The organism is Streptomyces yongxingensis (genome assembly GCF_055597465.1).
The window spans coordinates 886,950-902,123 of the sequence record NZ_CM145717.1 but is presented as its reverse complement, the minus strand read 5'-3'; the positions used below and the strand labels follow the sequence as shown (position 1 = coordinate 902,123).

Annotated in this window: 17 protein-coding genes and 3 pseudogenes; 9 read left to right on the top strand and 11 right to left on the bottom strand. The window is 70.7% G+C overall.

Annotated elements, in window-relative coordinates; translation table 11 throughout:
• Positions 1-2: 2 nt before the first annotated feature.
• The 3 genes from ACZ6TD_RS04090 to ACZ6TD_RS04080 all read right to left on the bottom strand — a co-directional run bounded on the left by ACZ6TD_RS04090 (position 3) and on the right by ACZ6TD_RS04080 (position 2,392).
• Positions 3-638 carry a TOPRIM nucleotidyl transferase/hydrolase domain-containing protein gene (locus ACZ6TD_RS04090; protein ID WP_471350608.1) on the bottom strand — a complete coding sequence of 212 codons (636 nt, stop codon included), beginning with the start codon at positions 636-638 and terminating at the stop codon, positions 3-5.
• 93 nt (positions 639-731) lie between these two features.
• A complete protein-coding gene (locus tag ACZ6TD_RS04085; RefSeq protein WP_471350606.1) occupies positions 732-1,928 on the bottom strand; it encodes a MalY/PatB family protein in 1,197 nt (398 codons plus the stop codon).
• Positions 1,925-2,392 carry a DinB family protein gene (locus tag ACZ6TD_RS04080; protein ID WP_471350603.1) on the bottom strand — a complete coding sequence of 156 codons (468 nt, stop codon included), beginning with the start codon at positions 2,390-2,392 and terminating at the stop codon, positions 1,925-1,927. The genes ACZ6TD_RS04085 and ACZ6TD_RS04080 overlap by 4 nt, the downstream gene beginning before the upstream one ends.
• A gap of 270 nt (positions 2,393-2,662) precedes the next feature.
• Here ACZ6TD_RS04080 and ACZ6TD_RS04075 point away from each other — a divergent pair, with 270 nt between their 5' ends.
• Positions 2,663-3,829 carry a DSD1 family PLP-dependent enzyme gene (locus ACZ6TD_RS04075; RefSeq protein ID WP_471350600.1) on the top strand — a complete coding sequence of 389 codons (1,167 nt, stop codon included), beginning with the start codon at positions 2,663-2,665 and terminating at the stop codon, positions 3,827-3,829.
• 47 nt (positions 3,830-3,876) lie between these two features.
• Here ACZ6TD_RS04075 and ACZ6TD_RS04070 read toward each other — a convergent pair whose 3' ends face one another.
• On the bottom strand, positions 3,877-4,047 hold the full coding sequence (locus ACZ6TD_RS04070; protein ID WP_471350596.1) for a helix-turn-helix domain-containing protein: 171 nt from the start codon (positions 4,045-4,047) through the stop codon (positions 3,877-3,879).
• On the opposite strand from ACZ6TD_RS04070, the pseudogene ACZ6TD_RS04065 reads away from it, so the two are divergent.
• Positions 4,004-4,279: pseudogene (locus ACZ6TD_RS04065) on the top strand (hypothetical protein); the annotation flags it as partial. The gene ACZ6TD_RS04070 and the pseudogene ACZ6TD_RS04065 overlap by 44 nt on opposite strands.
• A 95-nt stretch (positions 4,280-4,374) precedes the next feature.
• Positions 4,375-4,554, top strand: coding sequence for a hypothetical protein (locus ACZ6TD_RS04060; RefSeq protein WP_471358901.1), 180 nt, complete (start codon positions 4,375-4,377; stop codon positions 4,552-4,554).
• Between the two features lie 26 nt (positions 4,555-4,580).
• On the opposite strand, the gene ACZ6TD_RS04055 is transcribed toward ACZ6TD_RS04060, so the two are convergent.
• The 3 genes from ACZ6TD_RS04055 to ACZ6TD_RS04045 form a co-directional block, all read right to left on the bottom strand.
• Positions 4,581-5,240 carry a response regulator gene (locus ACZ6TD_RS04055; protein ID WP_471350593.1) on the bottom strand — a complete coding sequence of 220 codons (660 nt, stop codon included), beginning with the start codon at positions 5,238-5,240 and terminating at the stop codon, positions 4,581-4,583.
• Positions 5,237-6,370, bottom strand: coding sequence for a sensor histidine kinase (locus ACZ6TD_RS04050; protein WP_471358829.1), 1,134 nt, complete (start codon positions 6,368-6,370; stop codon positions 5,237-5,239). Before ACZ6TD_RS04050 ends, ACZ6TD_RS04055 begins: the two co-directional genes overlap by 4 nt.
• A 165-nt stretch (positions 6,371-6,535) precedes the next feature.
• Positions 6,536-7,660, bottom strand: a complete 1,125-nt coding sequence (locus ACZ6TD_RS04045) for a 50S ribosomal protein L11 methyltransferase (RefSeq protein ID WP_471350591.1) — start codon at positions 7,658-7,660, stop codon at positions 6,536-6,538.
• Positions 7,661-7,783: 123 nt separating this feature from the next.
• On the opposite strand from ACZ6TD_RS04045, the pseudogene ACZ6TD_RS04040 reads away from it, so the two are divergent.
• Positions 7,784-7,885 (top strand): annotated as a pseudogene (locus tag ACZ6TD_RS04040) (DUF5933 domain-containing protein); the annotation flags it as partial.
• A 149-nt stretch (positions 7,886-8,034) separates the two neighbouring features.
• A complete protein-coding gene (locus ACZ6TD_RS04035; RefSeq protein ID WP_471350589.1) occupies positions 8,035-8,442 on the top strand; it encodes an ester cyclase in 408 nt (135 codons plus the stop codon).
• 18 nt (positions 8,443-8,460) lie between these two features.
• Here ACZ6TD_RS04035 and ACZ6TD_RS04030 read toward each other — a convergent pair whose 3' ends face one another.
• From ACZ6TD_RS04030 to ACZ6TD_RS04015, 4 genes are all read right to left on the bottom strand, one after another.
• Complete coding sequence (locus ACZ6TD_RS04030) at positions 8,461-8,952, bottom strand: hypothetical protein (RefSeq protein ID WP_471350587.1); 492 nt, start codon at positions 8,950-8,952, stop codon at positions 8,461-8,463.
• A gap of 237 nt (positions 8,953-9,189) precedes the next feature.
• A complete protein-coding gene (locus ACZ6TD_RS04025; protein WP_471350585.1) occupies positions 9,190-10,557 on the bottom strand; it encodes a WD40 repeat domain-containing protein in 1,368 nt (455 codons plus the stop codon).
• A gap of 70 nt (positions 10,558-10,627) precedes the next feature.
• A complete protein-coding gene (locus ACZ6TD_RS04020; protein WP_471350583.1) occupies positions 10,628-12,046 on the bottom strand; it encodes a WD40 repeat domain-containing protein in 1,419 nt (472 codons plus the stop codon).
• Between the two features lie 82 nt (positions 12,047-12,128).
• Positions 12,129-12,785 carry a hypothetical protein gene (locus ACZ6TD_RS04015; protein ID WP_471350580.1) on the bottom strand — a complete coding sequence of 219 codons (657 nt, stop codon included), beginning with the start codon at positions 12,783-12,785 and terminating at the stop codon, positions 12,129-12,131.
• A gap of 51 nt (positions 12,786-12,836) precedes the next feature.
• Between ACZ6TD_RS04015 and ACZ6TD_RS04010 the strand changes: the two are divergent.
• From ACZ6TD_RS04010 to ACZ6TD_RS03995, 4 genes and pseudogenes are all read left to right on the top strand, one after another.
• Positions 12,837-13,019: pseudogene (locus ACZ6TD_RS04010) on the top strand (carboxymuconolactone decarboxylase family protein); the annotation flags it as partial.
• Between the two features lie 264 nt (positions 13,020-13,283).
• Positions 13,284-13,685 carry a cupin domain-containing protein gene (locus ACZ6TD_RS04005; RefSeq protein WP_471350578.1) on the top strand — a complete coding sequence of 134 codons (402 nt, stop codon included), beginning with the start codon at positions 13,284-13,286 and terminating at the stop codon, positions 13,683-13,685.
• A 72-nt stretch (positions 13,686-13,757) separates the two neighbouring features.
• The gene (locus ACZ6TD_RS04000; RefSeq protein ID WP_471350572.1) at positions 13,758-14,231 is read left to right on the top strand and encodes a hypothetical protein; all 474 of its coding nucleotides are present in this window, start codon (positions 13,758-13,760) and stop codon (positions 14,229-14,231) included.
• 69 nt (positions 14,232-14,300) lie between these two features.
• Positions 14,301-15,170 carry a dioxygenase family protein gene (locus tag ACZ6TD_RS03995; protein WP_471350569.1) on the top strand — a complete coding sequence of 290 codons (870 nt, stop codon included), beginning with the start codon at positions 14,301-14,303 and terminating at the stop codon, positions 15,168-15,170.
• Positions 15,171-15,174: the final 4 nt, after the last annotated feature.

The window sequence follows — 15,174 nt, the reverse complement described above, 5'->3', positions numbered from 1 at the left end:
GCTCACCGGGCCTTCGGGGGGCAGAGGCTGGTGAACAGGGCGTCGAGTGGCGCGGGTACGCGGTCGTTGTCGAGGGCCTCGACGAGGACGCGGCCGTAGTGGATCTTGCGCCCCTTCTTCGTGCCGAGGAAGCGCCGCAACTGCTGCTGTGAGGTGCGGCCCTGCTGTACGGGCTGGCGCAGGAAGGTCTGCAGGGCGCGCAGGTCACCCTCCGCCCGGACGAGCTCCACCACCCGTGTCACGCCCAGCGCGCGGATGAGCTCGTCCTCCAGATCCGCCGCGCAGACGAAGAACTCCTGCCGCGCCGCGCCGGCCCGCTCCAGACCGCGGGTGTAGAAGCGACGCTCCGCCTCGTCGCACAGTCCGGTGAGGCGGAGGCCCAGGCCGGGTGGCCCGAGGAGGTGGGCGAAGCGTGCGACGCTCATGGCACCGCCCATCGGCAGGACGCAGACTCCTTCGGCCGCCAGGTCCCGGCCGCGGCGCGCGGCCAGCGCGCCGACCGCCGCGGCGTCGCTCGGCCCTTCGAGCAGGACGACCGCACGGACGGGCAGCCGCGCGGCCAGCTCGCGCGCGGGGCCGCCGGGGCCACCGGCCGCCCACGCGGTGACCGCCTCCCGGAACGCCCCCAGATCAGCCATGAGGCGAGTCTCCGTCCCTTCCGGCCGCCACGCCAGGGAATTTCACCCTCCCAGCGTCAGCTCAGTGGCTCCGCCCCCGTTCCCAGCGTCAGCTCATCGGCTCCGCTCAGGCCGCAGCGCCCGGACGAGTCCCGCCAGGATGTCCTCGAGGACGGCATGGGACGTGGCGAAGTTCAGCCGCAGAAAGCCGTCGGCGTCCGGGCCGAAGGGACTACCACCGTCGAGCAGGACATCGCCCTCCCTCAGCACCCTCTCCACGGGTGGCTCGCCGAGCCCCAGCGGCCGTGCGTCGAACCAGGCCAGATAGGTGGCCTCCGGCAGGTGATGACGCAGCCGCGGGAGTTCGGCGCCCACCACCTGATGGACCCGTCGGCGGTTGCGGTCCAGCACGGTGAGCAGGTCGCGCTGCCAGGCGTCGCCCTCTCGCCACGCGGCCTCGGTGGCGATGACGCCGAGCGGCGATACGGCGCCGTACAGGTCGGGCGGTTGCGCGTCGCGCAGTGCGAGCAGCCGGTCCGGGCCGTAGTGGGTGACCGCGCAGCGAATGGCCGCGAGGTTGAACGCCTTGGTGGCGGAGGTGAGCGTGACGGTGCGGCGGGCGGCGTCCGGGGACAGGCTCGCGAACGGTATGTGACGATGCGGCTCATGGGCCAGCTCGGCGTGGATCTCGTCGCTGATGATCAGCAGATCGTGCCGACGGGCGATGGCGGCGATCTCCTCCAGCTCCGCACGGGTCAGCACGCGGCCCGTCGGGTTGTGCGGGTTGACCAGCACCAGCGCCTTGCAGCCCGACTCTGCCACCGCGGTGTCGAGCGCGGCCGGATCCATGCACCAGCCGTCGGCGGAGTCTCGCATCGGGATGGGCACGGCTCGTCGGTTCATCGTCGCCAACGTGGCGAGGAACGGAGGGTAGTTGGGCGTCTGTACGGCCACCGCGTCACCCGCGCTCGTCGCGAGGTGCAGGACGAGTTGCAGGCACTGGATCAGATCGGTCTGCTCACGCACGCGGTCCGCGGGCGCCGCCCATGCGTAGCGGTCCATCATCCGCCGTGCGAAGGCGCGCCGGAGCGGACTGCCCTCCGGCCAGTCCGGATAGCCGAGATCGCGGCGGTCGACGGCCTCCCGCAGTGCGGCGACTACCACCGGAGGGGTGGGGAAGTCCATGTCCGCCACCCATGCGGGGAGAACCCGCGGTCCCGGACGGTGCCATTTGACGCTGCGGCGGGCGCGCAGCCAGTCGAGGCCGAGGTCATCGAAGCCGGGCACCGGCTCGGGCGGGGTGACGCTCATGAGCGAACTCCCCGCATGAGCAGATCACGGGTGATCTGTATGTGGCCGTGGTGCTGGGCGAGTTCTTCGAGTACGTGGAGTTGGACGCCCCCCACGCTCAGCGGGCGGTCCGGCCCCTCGAACTCGGCGGGTGGTGTGGTGCGCGGGAGCGCCGTCGGCGTCACCGATTCGAGGTCGGTCGCCAGCCGCTCGAACAGTGCGTCGACCTTCCGCCGCAGCTCGTGTGCGCTTCCCGTGGCGGTGAACTCCGCGGCGCGGTCACGGTCGACCTCCCGTCCGGCGATGATGTGCCCGATCCAGTAGTCGGCGACCCCGACGCAGTGGTGCGCGATCGCGTGGACGGAGTTGGCGCCCGGCAGCGGCGGGCGGACGTTTCCCAGGTCATCACCCAGGTCTTCCAGCGCTGCGAGCATCCCGTCGAAGGCGCGGCGCAAGAAGTACAGGTATTCGTTCTGGTCTCGCAAGGTGGGGTCCTCATCGATGGGGGAGGCGAGGTGAGATCGGCGATCGTCACCGGCTTATACGGTGACGGAATCAGAATGATGTCACTGAGCTGGCCTGTCAACCTCCCGATATCCCCTTGCAGAGGGCATGACATCACCGCATTGACAGGTGACCCCGTGGGTGTGGCAGTCCACGCGGGCCTAGCGGTATTGTCTAGAAGTAGAATTTCGGTCGATTGATATGGGCGCGGGACGCGGCCCGGCCCTACTCGAGAAGATGGACGTCACCCCATGACCACCACGCCCTCCACCACTGCCGGAACGCTGGCCGATCCCGACACCCCGTTCGCGGTGGTCGACGCACACAAGGCGCTGCGGAACATCGACCGACTCGCCGCCAAGGCCGACCATCTCGGCGTCGCTCTGCGGCCGCACGTCAAGACGGCCAAGAGCCTCGACGTCGCCGCCCTCATGCACGGCGCCGCCCCGAACCCCATCACCGTCTCGACGCTCGCCGAAGCCGAGGCGTTCGCCGACGGCGGCTACACCGACATCACCTACGCCGTCGGCATCGACCCCCACAAACTCCCGCGTGTGCTCGCCCTGTTGGGCCGTGGTGTCACCCTCCGCGTCCTGCTGGACAGCCCCGAGCAGGCCACCTTCGTGGCGGAAGCCTCCCGCCGGGCGGGTATCAGCGTTCCCGCGCAGATCGAGATCGACTGCGACGGCCACCGCGGCGGCCTCAAGACCGACGACCCCGCACTCCTCGACATCGGTCGCACCCTGCACGACGCCGGATGCCTGGACGGTGTGCTGACCCACGCGGGCGAGTCCTACTTCGCCTACTCGGCGGAGGAGCGGCGGCTGGCGGCGGAGAACGAACGCGACACCGCCGTCGCCGCCGCCGAGCGGCTGCGCGCCGCCGGCCTGCCCGTCGCGACCGTCAGCGTCGGCTCGACGCCCACCGCGCACGCCGTCGAGGACCTCACCGGCGTCACCGAACTGCGCGCCGGCAATTACGTGTTCTTCGACCTGGTGATGGCCGGTCTCGGGGTGTGCCGGATCGACGACCTCGCGCTGTCGGTCGTCGTCACCGTCATCGGACACCGCCCCGAGTACGGCTGGATCGTCACCGACGGCGGCTGGATGGCGATGTCCCGCGACCGCGGTACGGCGGCCCAGCCCCAGGACCAGGGGTACGGCCTGGTCACCGACCTGGCGGGGCACCTGATCCCCGGCCTGGTCATGAGCGCGGCGAGCCAGGAGCACGGCACCATCACCGCCCGCGACGGCGCCACCCTGCCCGACCTGCCCATCGGCACCCGTCTGCGCGTCCTGCCCAACCACGCCTGCGCCACCGCGGCACAGCACCGTGGCTACCACGTCATCGACAGCGGCCGGACAGCGGCGGACGCACCCGCCGTCCAAGCCGTCTGGGACCGCGTCAGCGGCTGGTGACCGGCCACCACGGCCCTCAACGGCTTCGACACAGCCTCAACGCGGCGTCAACGGTCGAGCCTCTCGTCACGCAGCCGGTGCCGGTAGCGCAGCGGTGACTCTCCCACTTCCCGTTTGAACGCGGAGCTGAAGGCGCTCACGGATGTGTAACCGAGGGTGGATGCCAGCGACCCGATGGGATCGTCGCCGTCGCGCAGGGCGCGCTGCGCCAGCAGCATCCGCCAGCAGCATCCGCCAGCGGTTGAGGTAGGTGAGCGGCGGCATGCCCGCCACGGTCCGGGCCCGACGCCGATCGACGCCTTCGCGGTCCGGTACCTCGATTCCGGCCGCCCGCTCCACATCCTGGTCAACAACGCCGGTATGCCGCTCCCCGAACACCTGGTGCGCGACGCACGCGGCTACGAGCCGCGGTTCGCCACCAACCACCTGGGCCACTTCCAGCTCCCCCTGGGCCTGCTGCCCGCGCTGCGCGCCGCTCGCGGTGCCCGGGTCGTCAACGTGTCATCCGGTGGCCAGGCTCGGTCGGCGAGGAGCGGCAGAGGGCCATGGGACTGCTCGACGAGTCCGGCCGGCCCGTCGTCGACCCCGACCGCGGGATCAAGAGCCCGGCCCCCATCGCCTTCGGCGCCGACCAGGACCCTCCCGCCGACGTCGTGCCGTACGCCATCGACCCGCAGTCCGCCCGGCGGCTCTGGGAGATGAGCGAGGAACTGATTAAGGCATGAGCCCCGGTGGTCAGCCGTGTGGCGCGTCAGGTCACCAGGCCCTGGCGGTAGGCGTAGACGACCGCTTGCACACGGTCGCGGAGTCCGAGTTTGGTGAGGATGCGTGACACGAAGGTCTTGACGGTCTCCTGGCTGATCACCAGCGTCGCGGCGATCTCGCTGTTGGACAGGCCGTTCGCGATGAGGCGGAGCACCTCCAGTTCACGGGGGGTCAGCGGGATGTCGTGCGGCGCGCCCTCGGGGGGCCGGATCCGGGCGGCGTACCTGCCCACGAGCTGGCGCGTCACCTCGGGGTCCAGCAGGGCCGCGCCCGTGGCCACGGTCCGGATCCCGTGCAGCAGCTGGGACGGCGGTGCGTCCTTGAGCAGGAACCCGCTCGCCCCCGCGCGCAGCGCCTCGTAGACATAGGTGTCCAGGTTGAACGTGGTCACCACGAGCACCTTGACGGGACGCCGCACCTCCGCACCGGCCAGCAGGCGGGTGGCCTCGATGCCGTCGAGCACCGGCATGCGGACGTCCATCACCACGACGTCCGGGTGCAGCCGGCCGGCGAGGTCGACCGCGGTCTGGCCGTCTTCGCACTCACCCACCACCTCGAGGTCGGGCTGGGCGTCGATGATCGTCACCAGCCCGGTGCGGACCAGCACCTGGTCGTCGCAGACCAGGACCCGGATCGACTCGCTCACGACGGGCTCCCCGTGGGTATCCGCGCCCGGACCACGAAGCCACCGCCGGTCCGGGCGCCCGCGCTGAAGTCACCGCCCAGGACGTCGACCCGTTCGCGCAGACCGGCCAGCCCCCGCCCGCTCCCACCGGGCGAGGCGGGGGCCCGGGAACCGGAACCGTCCGTGCTGACCTCCACGGTGATCTCCCTTTCGCCGTGGTGGACTTGGACCGAGGTGCGGCTGCCGTGGGCGTACTTGAGGGCGTTGGTCAGGGCCTCCTGCACGACCCGGTAGGCCACCAGGTCGGCGCTGCCGGTCGACTCCGCCGGTGTGCCCTCCTCGGTGAACTCCACCGGCTGCCCGGACCGGCGGGTCTGCTCCACGAGCGTGAGAAGTCTGCCGACAGTCGGTGTCGTGGCCTCGGTGCCGTGGTCGGGGTTGATCAGGTCGAGCAGATGGCGCAGATCGGCGGTGGCACGTCTGCCGGTCTCGGTGACCGCGGTGAGGGCCTGGTCGAGGCGCTCGGGCGCGGCGGTCAGATAGCGTGCCGCCTCGGCCTGTACGACCATCGCCGTCACATGGTGGGTCACCACGTCGTGGAGCTCACGGGCGATGCGGGCGCGTTCTGCGGCGCGGGTGTCCTCGGCGACGCGGTGGCGGCGCTCCGCCTCCGCGACCCGGGTGGAGCGCAGCCACGACCCCATGCCCCAGGGGAGGGCCAGCGCCAGGTAGTACATCACGAACTCGCTCGGCGCCTCGGCGCCCGAACCGAGCCGGTGGAGCGCGACCGCCAGTGGCACGTACGCCACGGAGAACACGAGCGCGGTGGCGCGCCGGTGCCGCTCCAGATGGGATGCCACGCTCAGCAGCGCGATGGGCACCGCGGTGCCCGCGAACGAGTGGTAGCCACGGAGCTGATCGACGGCGAAGCCGAGCGACACCAGGGCGAGACAGACCACCGGCCACCGTCGCCGCACGGCGAGCGGCAGGCACTGGAGGGCGACTGCCACGATGGCCAGTGTGTCGAAGGGGCGGGCGGGCAGTCCGCCAAGCTGTGTCCCGTGGTTGTGGAACGCCGGGATGAGCGACCCGGCGAGCATCAGCAGCCCGAGCGGGAGATCCCGGACCGTGACATCGAACCGCTGCCACATCTCCGAAACCCGCCGAACACTGATCACCGGGCGAGTGTAGCGGTGGTGTCGGGCCGGATGGCGCACCGGAGACAAGCCCCGAGGGCCGGTCCGGCGCCGGCCCTTGGGAGGGCTCCGATGGGTCTCCCCGGCGGTGCGCTTCGGGAGCATGGTGGGGCTCGTGGATCAGGCTTCGGGGAAGAGGCGGCGATGGAAGAACGTCTCGCGGAAACCGTCCCCATGGTGCGTCGAGCTCCAGCGCAACGGCACCGCCGGACCGCTGTCCCGGTGCAACTCGCCGACGAGCGCGTAGTCGGGGTGTACGCCGTCGTCGCTGATCGTCGTGGTGAACTCGAAGGCGAAACGGTCGCCCGGTCCCACCGGCAGGCCCTCCTCCGACAGCGCCGCATAGACGGGGGTCCAGCTGCTCCACTCAAACAGCGAGTCGATTGGCTCGCCCCCCTCGGCCACCCATAGACGCATGCCCAGTGCGAGCCCGGAGAAGCGGCCAGGCCGGGTGAACGTCAGCTCGGCGCGGTCGACGCCCTCCGGCCGCAATGCGCCGTTGAACTCCAGCGGCTCCACCTCGACGGGGCCGGACAGATAAGACCGCTCCCGCACCCCCGGCACGTCCTGCAGCCCCGCGAGACAGACCCGAAGGTCGAAGGGGCGGCCCACCGCGGCGAATATCTCTTCCACGAAGCCGAAGGCGGCGGACGGGAAACCGGGCAGTTCGCCCCCCGCCGCACCGCACAGGTCCAGGGCCACGGCCGTGGTGGCGCTGCGGTGCGGGATGAACATCCCGCCGGGCTTCACCAGCCGCTTCCGCGCGTCCCACAGCACCGAGCCCGCGCCCTCGGAGCCGCCGAGCGTGCCGATGATCTCGGAGACGCACATATCGACGGGCTCGGGGAGCTCGATCTCGGTGGACAACCCCTCGATCACCGTGATCCGGTCGGCGAAACCCGCCTCCTCGATGGTCTTCCGGGCGATCCGCACGGACTTGGGGATGACCTCCACGGCCCACACATGCCGCGCTCCGGCGCGAGCGGCGGCCAGCGCCCACACCGCGTCCTTTCCCGTGCCGATGTCGAGCACGGTCCGGCCGGGGGCGTAGCGCCGGACGGCTTCGGCGTACCGGCCCGTTCGACGCTCATCCTTGATCATCATGTCGTACACGAAGTCGTCGTAGACCGGGTACTCACCGACCGAAGGGAACAGCCATATCGGTGGATTCGACTCGTCGACGCAGGCTCGCACCGGCACCTTATGACCAGGAGTGGCTAACTCTGCCACGTAGGAACGTCGCATCCTCAGTCCTTCGTCAGATCCGCGGGCGGACGCCGCGGCTGCTCCGAACGCTAGGGATGTGGCGGCCCGAGATCGTCACCCCATGGAGGGCACCTCGCGTAGCTCGCACGGGGGACAGATTTTTTCGGCGACGGCGCGTTGTGGGTGATGTTGGGCTTTGTGGCCTTCGCCATCACGCGCCGCACAGGCCGGGAACGCGCTCTGCCGCTGAAGGGCGCTAGGTTGTGACGAGCGTTGTCGCCACAGGGGAGTACGGTCGTGGCCAAGCGCAACAACTCGAAACACTCATCGCCGGCGCACTCGACCACCCGGCCTGACGGCTCGACCGGCGGTGCCGTACCGCACCGCGCCACGAAACCGAGAGAGCAACTCCCATGGCTGAACTCGCTCTTGAGGGCCGCTATCGCGGGTACCTCACCTGCCTGAACGAGCGGCGCTTCCACGACCTTCCGGAGTTCGTGCACGACCCCGTGGTGCACAACGACCGGACGCTCACCATCGCCGAGTTCCAGGACCTGCTGCGCCGCGACGCAACGGAGATCCCCGACCTGCGCTACGCGATCGAGCGGCTCGTGGTCCAGGGCGAGGAGGTGGCGTGCCGCATCCGGTTCGACTGCACCCCCGCGACGAGCTTCCGTAGCATACCGCCCACCGGCCGGTCGATCTCGTTCGTCGAGCATGTCTTCTACCGTTACCAGGACGGCAGGATCGCGGAGATCTGGTCGCTGATCGACATGGACGCGATCCGCGAACAGCTCTCCGACAGCCGCCCCGACGCATAGGCCCGGCCCCGGCCGCGTTCACCCTTCGGGGTCGATCTTCGAGGAGAGGAAGACCAGACCGAAGGCGATCACCAGGAACAACGCCGCCAACTCACTGTCCCGCAGGTACAGGACGACGGTCACGACGAAGGAGGCGAGCCCGAGCAGGCCGGTGATGCGGCCGAGGATCCGCCGGGGGCGGGCAGACGGCCCGGAGAGGTGGTCGAGGTCCGGGTCCTTGGTGTTCTGCCAGTACGGAAAGGGCCCCGGCCGGTAGCGCCAGCCGTCCTCCCTCAGTTGCTGAACGGCAGGGTGGCGACGGGCGTGGCGCAGCGGGCGGGGCGCGAGGCGGTGCCAGGGCAGCCACGCCTGGCGGGTGGCGATCCACACCAGTGCGGGAAGGCAGGCCACCACGGCCCATATGACCGAGTGGACCTTGCCGGCCGATGTGCTCGGCAGGATCCCGAGGAGCGTGTCCAACTCACCGCTGGCGGCGTAGGCGATGGGCGCGGCGATGGAAACCGCCAGCATGGACTGCGCGATTGTATGGCCGACGTGGCACCGCTCGCACCGTGGCACACGGACGCTGATGCTCTGCCACTTGGTGCGCACGCCCAGGTACCAGGTGGGGCCGGACTGGACATCCCTGTGCAACCCGACGACGCGATCGTGCCGTGTGGCGTTGGTTTCGCCCGCGCAGAACCAGCACTGTCCCAGTCGCGTCATGAGCATCTCCTGGATCCGACATGCGTTCGGCAGCACATGAACCTACTCCAGGCGCCACAGGTGGATCGTCCTGTCCTGGAAGCCGAGGGTGGCCAGGGTGCGGCCGTCGGGGCTGAAGGCGAGTTGGGCGATGGAGCGGCCGGGGTTGGTGATGGCGGCGCGGCGTTCGTGGGTGGCGGCATCCCACAGGTGCAGGCCGCTGTAGTCGGTGGTGAGGATGGTCTCGCCGTCCGTGCTGTAGGCCAGGCCGGTGACGGAGCCACTGTGACCGGCGAGTGGCTTGCCGCGCTCCTTGCCCGTGATCGCGTCGAAGAAGAGGACTTCCGTGGAGTCGTTGGCGACGGCCAGGGTTCCGCTGTCCAGGCTGAACACCATGTGGCCGGCACCGCCGAAGAAGTCGTTCGACGGTCGAGGCCGTTGCTTCCGGGAGGCCACGTCCCACAGCCGTACGCCGTCCATACCGGACTCGTCCACGCTGGCCAGGGTCTTTCCGTCCGGGCTGAACACCAGTTGGTGGGCGCCTGCGGACTCCAGAGGCTCGCCCTTCCGCTGATGGGTGGCCACGTCATAGAACCGGATCTCCTGGTCGATGAAGCCGCTGGTGGCAAAGAGCCTGCCGTCCGGGCTGAAGGCGATCGTCTCGAAGGACAGAAGGGGATCGTCGTGCTGGGCGATCTCCTTGCCGCGCGGGCGCAGGGTGGCCGCGTCCCAGAACTGGGCTCTGCTCTCGTGGCCGGTCGCCACCGTCCGGCCGTCCGGGCTGAAGGCCACTCCCTCGAAGACGACGAGCGAGGAGAGCAGGGCTTTCGCCCGCTGTTTGCGGGTGGCCACGTCCCACAGCCGCAACACTCCGTCCTGGGCTTCGCTGGACGCCAGGGTCTTCCCGTCCGGACTGAAGCGCAGCGTGCCGATCTCGCCCCTGTGTCCCTCGAGGGTCGCCAGCGGGCGCAGCCTGGGATGGGCGGGAATGGCGACGGGCGGGGGCGTACGCAGGGGAGTGGCGGAGGGGGTGCCGGAGGCGTCCTTGCCGGGCTTGCCGCGGGAGGTGTCCGTCCCGCCATCCGTGTCGCCGCCGAAGAGGGCGATGCCGGTGGGCACGGCCACGGCGGCGACCGCGATGGCAGCGCCCGCGCCGATGAGCAGACGGCGCCGCGAGGGCGGCAGGGGCTTGGCGGGTATCGGCGGCAGGGGCTTCGGGGGTATCCGCGGTGGGTGCGAGGGCGGTCCGCTCAACTCGTAGCGGAGACGTTCGCGTTCGGCCAGCAACCGGTCGCGCTCGGCCCGGAGTCGGCCGAGCTCCTCGGCCCCGGCGTCCGCTTCCGTCGTCGTCTTCCCGTCGTCCGGCCCGGTGCGCCCCGCACCGGATGAGGCGCCGCGTACGCCCTCCGGCGAGGGTCCTCGCTCGTCCATGCCCCGCTTCCACCCTTCCCCTGTTCCACTCCGTGTGATGCACCGACCGCCAGACCGGCCACCCCGGCGGCTACTCGATCCGCCAGAGCCGTATGGCGTTGTCGTCGTAACTGCCGGTCGCCAGCGTCAGCCCGTCCGCCGTGAAGGCCGTGGGCTGGGACAGGGACGCGAGCTCCAGGGGCTTCGCACGTTCCTTGTGCGTGGCCGCGTCCCAGAAACGCAACACGAGCCCGCTGTAGAAGCCGAGCGTGACGATGGTCTTCCCGTCCCCGCTGTAGGCCAGCGCGCTGACGCCGACGGTGCGGGCGCGCAGCGGCTTGCCGCGCCGGGTGGCGGTGGCCGTGTCCCACAGCCGTACGAGGCCATCGCCCCCCACACTCGCGCTCACCGCCAGGGTCCTGCTGTCCGGGCTGAACGCCATGGCGCCCACACCGCCCTCGTGTCCGGTCAGTGGCTCGCCCCGCCGGCTGTGGGACGCCACGTCCCACAGCCGCACGACCCCGTCGCCGACATGGCTGCTCACGGCCAGCGTCTTGCCGTCCGGACTGAACAACAGGCCCTCGACACCGCCCTCGTGTCCGGTCAGCGGTTCGCCCCGCTGCCTGCGGGACGCCACGTCCCACAGCCGCACGACGTCGCCGCCCGGGTCGTTCGTCCCGCCCGAGGCCAGCGTCCGGCCGTCCGGGCTGAAGGCGACCACCTCGAACGGCCGCTGTGTGTGGTCCGGCAGACTCAGCGGCCTGCCACTGCGGCGAAGCGAAGGGATCTGCCAGAACTGCGCCCTGTCCGCGCCACCGGTGGCGAGCGTGGTGCCGTCCGAGCTGATCGCCACGGACTGGAAGACGACGACAGCCGAGGTCAGCGGCGCGCCGATCCGCCGGCGCTCCGGGACGTCCCACAGCCGCAGGTTTCCCACATCGGCCTCGGTGGAGACCAGCGTCCGCCCGTCCGGGCCGAACCACACCCCGCCGAGGGTGCCGGTGTGGCCCTTGAGGGTGGCGAGGCGGCGGATCGTGGGGTGTGCGGGAATGCTCGTCACGGGGCGCGGACGCGGCGGCCGGGGGCGAGGGGAGGAGGACCAGTCGTCGTCCCGGGCGAGGACAGCGGCGGCGGCCCCGCCCCCGGCGACCACGACGGCGCCACCGGCGACGAGCAGGCCCCGGCGGGAGACCCCCGGAACGCGCGGATGCGCGGGGGAGGCGTCCGCACCCGGAGGGGCGTGCGGAGCGGGCGCGGGCGGCGGCTTCTGGAGTGCGCGGGCTACGGGTACGCCATCCGCTCGCTCCCCCGCGCCCCCGACCGCCCCGTCACACGCCGGGCCGGGCACATCGGTCGAGACGCGGGTGGCCCGTCGCCCCTCCACCTGGGACCTGAGCCGCCCGACCTCCTCCCGGAGGCGTTCACACTCGGCTCGTAGCCGCCCGCCCTCGTCCTCGCCACCCCCGGACGGGACACTCTCGCCCGTCGGGTGGGCCGTCCGCTCGTCCATATCGCCACTCTCCCCGTCAAGGCCCCTCATCGTGTCGGCGGCCGGTGGTGTATGCCGCGGCCGCGGCATACACCACCCCTGGTCAGCCGAGCTGCTTCTCGATCTTCGTCAGCTGGAGCGCGGGCCACTTCGCCGCCATCGCGTCCTCGTCCGCCTTGCTCACCTGGTCGCTCCCGTCCCAGACGATGGCCTCCACGACCACCGTCTCGATCCGGATCGCCAGGACCGTGACGCCCGGCGCCTTGAGGGACAGAGCCGCGTCCCCCAGATCGGACGAGTGCTCCTTGGCGCCCCGGATCTTGTGGATCTCTTCGCGGTTGTCGGCCACCAGTCCGTCCCAGGCCGCCTCCGCGGCGTCCTCGTCGTCGTAGGCGAGGACATCGGACATGACCCGGAAGAACACGTTCTCCGACCGTTCGAGCACGACCATCCCCGCCCCGTGCAGGTGGCGGCACGCCCAGCCGTCGCCCTCCTTGCGCCATTTCCGGCACTGCTTGTCCAGGTCGGTGCCGGCCAGCACGGATCGCCCCTCCTTGTTGCCGGCCGGCACGGACAGCGCACCGGTGAGCCCGTCGTGCGGGACGAATCCGGGCAGGTCCCGCTTGGTCGGCAGCGCCGCGTCCAGGTCCGCGGCGTCCAGCGTGGGGGCGGGCCACAGCAGATACGCGCCGAGCCCGGCCACCGCGAGCACCGCGGCCACCACCCCGATCAGCGCCCCGCGGCGCGTCATTCGAACCATGCCCGTCACCGTAAGGACGCGCGTCGGGACCGGTCCCCATCCACACGCGTGACCCGGGTCGCGGACGCGGCTGGCGGGGGCACGGACGAGGTCTGGGCGAACGCTGCCAAGCACTTCGATGAGGACCAGCTCGTCGCGCTGATCTCCCTCATCGCCGTCATCAACAGCTACAACCGCATCAACATCATCAACCAGCAGCCGACCGGCGGCTACCAGGTCGGCCAGTTCGGCTGAGCCCACCGCGTCTTCCCTGATGGCCGCCGCCACCGGCGAGTGCGGACTACCCTTGATGCGCGGAGGCTCACCAACCTCCACCACGCTTGGTGCCGCGACAACGGTCATCCGGCTCTCTGCCGAGACGGCGAGGCGCACGGCGTGTCACAGATGCGGGCCGTGCCTTTTCTTCCCTGTGATTCGAGTTGTTCGAGCCCGGAATCGCCGACGCGGATCGTCCGTCCGTTCCGGGCAAGCCCACGGAGGTGTAGCACAGTGCACGAGATGGACTCAGTGGATGGGACCGGACCCAAGATGCTGGCGGACGTCAAGCCGCCCTTCATCCCCGAGGGTGCTTCGGGGATGACCGTCCTCGTCGAGTGGCCTCCCGGCGACCCCGGGACTCCTCCGCACCGCCACTCGGGGCCGTGCTACGGCTATGTGACCGAGGGCGCGATCCGGTTCGAGCTCGAAGGCGAGCCCGAGCGCGTGATCAAGGCAGGTGAGACGCTGTTCGAGCCGGGTGGTGACGTGATCCACTACCAGAACGGCAACGCGCTGCCGGACGCCCCGAGCAAGTTCGTGGTGTTCATGCTGTGCGCGCCGGGCCAGCCGATGCTCACGCTGGTCGACGAGGAGGAGCTGGAGAAGCGGGCCCCTCTGCGCCACCCACGGCCCACTGATTGACCTGCCGCGGCTGACGCGGCCGTCCGGCCGGGATCGACCTGGTCCTCGGGGGGGGGTAGGGGCCGGTGCCAGATGCCGTTCTCCGACTCCAGGATCACCTCCACGCCCTCGGGCGCGTCATCGCGCGCCGATTCCGTTGACGGAGATCATCCGAGTGTCGAAGCTTCCTTCCACCAACAGAGCGGCGGCGGGACCGAGGACATTCTGATGAAGACATTCGTGCATCGGGGGCCCGATGCGCTCGGATGCCGTCGGGTGCACACGGTCGTCCTGCCGCATGTCGTCGCCTGCAACGGGTCGGCGGCACCCGAGGCCATGGCACGCATCGCATGGGCGCTGGCCCGGGACGACGCCGCGAGCGGTCTCTTCGACTTCGCCGGGAGGCTCGGCGCCCCAAGGGCTCTGCGGGACCTCGGCATGCCGGAATCGGGCATCGAGCAGGCGGCCGAACTCATCGTGCGGGACGGCTACTGGAATCCGCGGCCGGTGGAACGGACCGCGGTGCGCGCCCTCTTGACCCGTGCCTGGGCCGGCGAGACACCGTGAACGTCATCGGGCGACGAACATCCCCGGACCGAGTCCGCCATCGACACCCAACCACCACGGGAGCGCGCCATGCGTGATCTGACCAGCGACACCATCACCGATGCCGTGATCTCCACCATGCGGGACACCAAGGACGCCCGCGTCGCGGAGATCCTGGAATCGCTGGTGCGGCACCTCCACGCCTTCGTCCGTGATGTCGAGCTGACGGAGGAGGAGTGGGCGCGGGGAGTGGACTTCCTGACGCGCACCGGGCAGATGTGCACATCGACGCGCCAGGAGTTCATCCTGCTGTCCGACGTGCTGGGCATCACCATGCTGGTCGACTCCCTGAGCAACCGACGACCCACGGAAACCACCCAGAACAGCGTCCTGGGCCCCTTCTTCAGGGAGGACAGGCCGCGGCACGCCGATGCCGCCGACATCTCCGGAGGTCTTCCCGGCACCCCGCTGTTCTTCGAGGGACGGGTCGTGAACCGTGCGGGGGCGCCGGTGGCCGGCGCGGCGGTGGACGTCTGGCACAGTGACGGGGACGGCCACTACGACGTGGATGTGCCCGGCCAGGTCGACCCGGCCATGCGCGCGCTGTTCCGCACCGACGAGACGGGACACTTCGGCTTCCGTTCCATCCGCCCGTCCAGCTACCCGATCCCCGGTGACGGCCCCGTCGGCGAACTCCTGGGCGCGACCGGCAGGTCGCTCACGCGTCCCGCCCATGTGCACCTGCTGATCGAGGCAGAGGGATTCCAGCGCGTGACCACCATGCTGTTCCCGTCGGACGATGCGTACCTGGACACGGACCCGGTGTTCGGGGTCAAGGAGTCGCTGATCACGTCCTATGACACCTACGAGGCCGGCGCCGGGCCGTGCCGCGAGCTGACCGACGAGCCGTACACCGTGCTGCGGCACACCTTCGTCCTCGAACCCCGCGCCGCGGACTGATCCC

Coding starts and splice junctions, on each gene's coding strand:
- ACZ6TD_RS04090 (WP_471350608.1), bottom strand. CDS start 638: ATGGCTGATCTGGGGGCGTTCCGGGAGGCGGTCACCGCGTGGGCGGCC.
- ACZ6TD_RS04085 (WP_471350606.1), bottom strand. CDS start 1,928: ATGAGCGTCACCCCGCCCGAGCCGGTGCCCGGCTTCGATGACCTCGGC.
- ACZ6TD_RS04075 (WP_471350600.1), top strand. CDS start 2,663: ATGACCACCACGCCCTCCACCACTGCCGGAACGCTGGCCGATCCCGAC.
- ACZ6TD_RS04070 (WP_471350596.1), bottom strand. CDS start 4,047: ATGCTGCTGGCGCAGCGCGCCCTGCGCGACGGCGACGATCCCATCGGG.
- ACZ6TD_RS04060 (WP_471358901.1), top strand. CDS start 4,375: ATGGGACTGCTCGACGAGTCCGGCCGGCCCGTCGTCGACCCCGACCGC.
- ACZ6TD_RS04050 (WP_471358829.1), bottom strand. CDS start 6,370: ATGTGGCAGCGGTTCGATGTCACGGTCCGGGATCTCCCGCTCGGGCTG.
- ACZ6TD_RS04045 (WP_471350591.1), bottom strand. CDS start 7,660: ATGCGACGTTCCTACGTGGCAGAGTTAGCCACTCCTGGTCATAAGGTG.
- ACZ6TD_RS04035 (WP_471350589.1), top strand. CDS start 8,035: ATGGCTGAACTCGCTCTTGAGGGCCGCTATCGCGGGTACCTCACCTGC.
- ACZ6TD_RS04030 (WP_471350587.1), bottom strand. CDS start 8,952: ATGCTGGCGGTTTCCATCGCCGCGCCCATCGCCTACGCCGCCAGCGGT.
- ACZ6TD_RS04025 (WP_471350585.1), bottom strand. CDS start 10,557: ATGGACGAGCGAGGACCCTCGCCGGAGGGCGTACGCGGCGCCTCATCC.
- ACZ6TD_RS04020 (WP_471350583.1), bottom strand. CDS start 12,046: ATGGACGAGCGGACGGCCCACCCGACGGGCGAGAGTGTCCCGTCCGGG.
- ACZ6TD_RS04015 (WP_471350580.1), bottom strand. CDS start 12,785: ATGGTTCGAATGACGCGCCGCGGGGCGCTGATCGGGGTGGTGGCCGCG.
- ACZ6TD_RS04005 (WP_471350578.1), top strand. CDS start 13,284: ATGGACTCAGTGGATGGGACCGGACCCAAGATGCTGGCGGACGTCAAG.
- ACZ6TD_RS04000 (WP_471350572.1), top strand. CDS start 13,758: ATGCCGTTCTCCGACTCCAGGATCACCTCCACGCCCTCGGGCGCGTCA.
- ACZ6TD_RS03995 (WP_471350569.1), top strand. CDS start 14,301: ATGCGTGATCTGACCAGCGACACCATCACCGATGCCGTGATCTCCACC.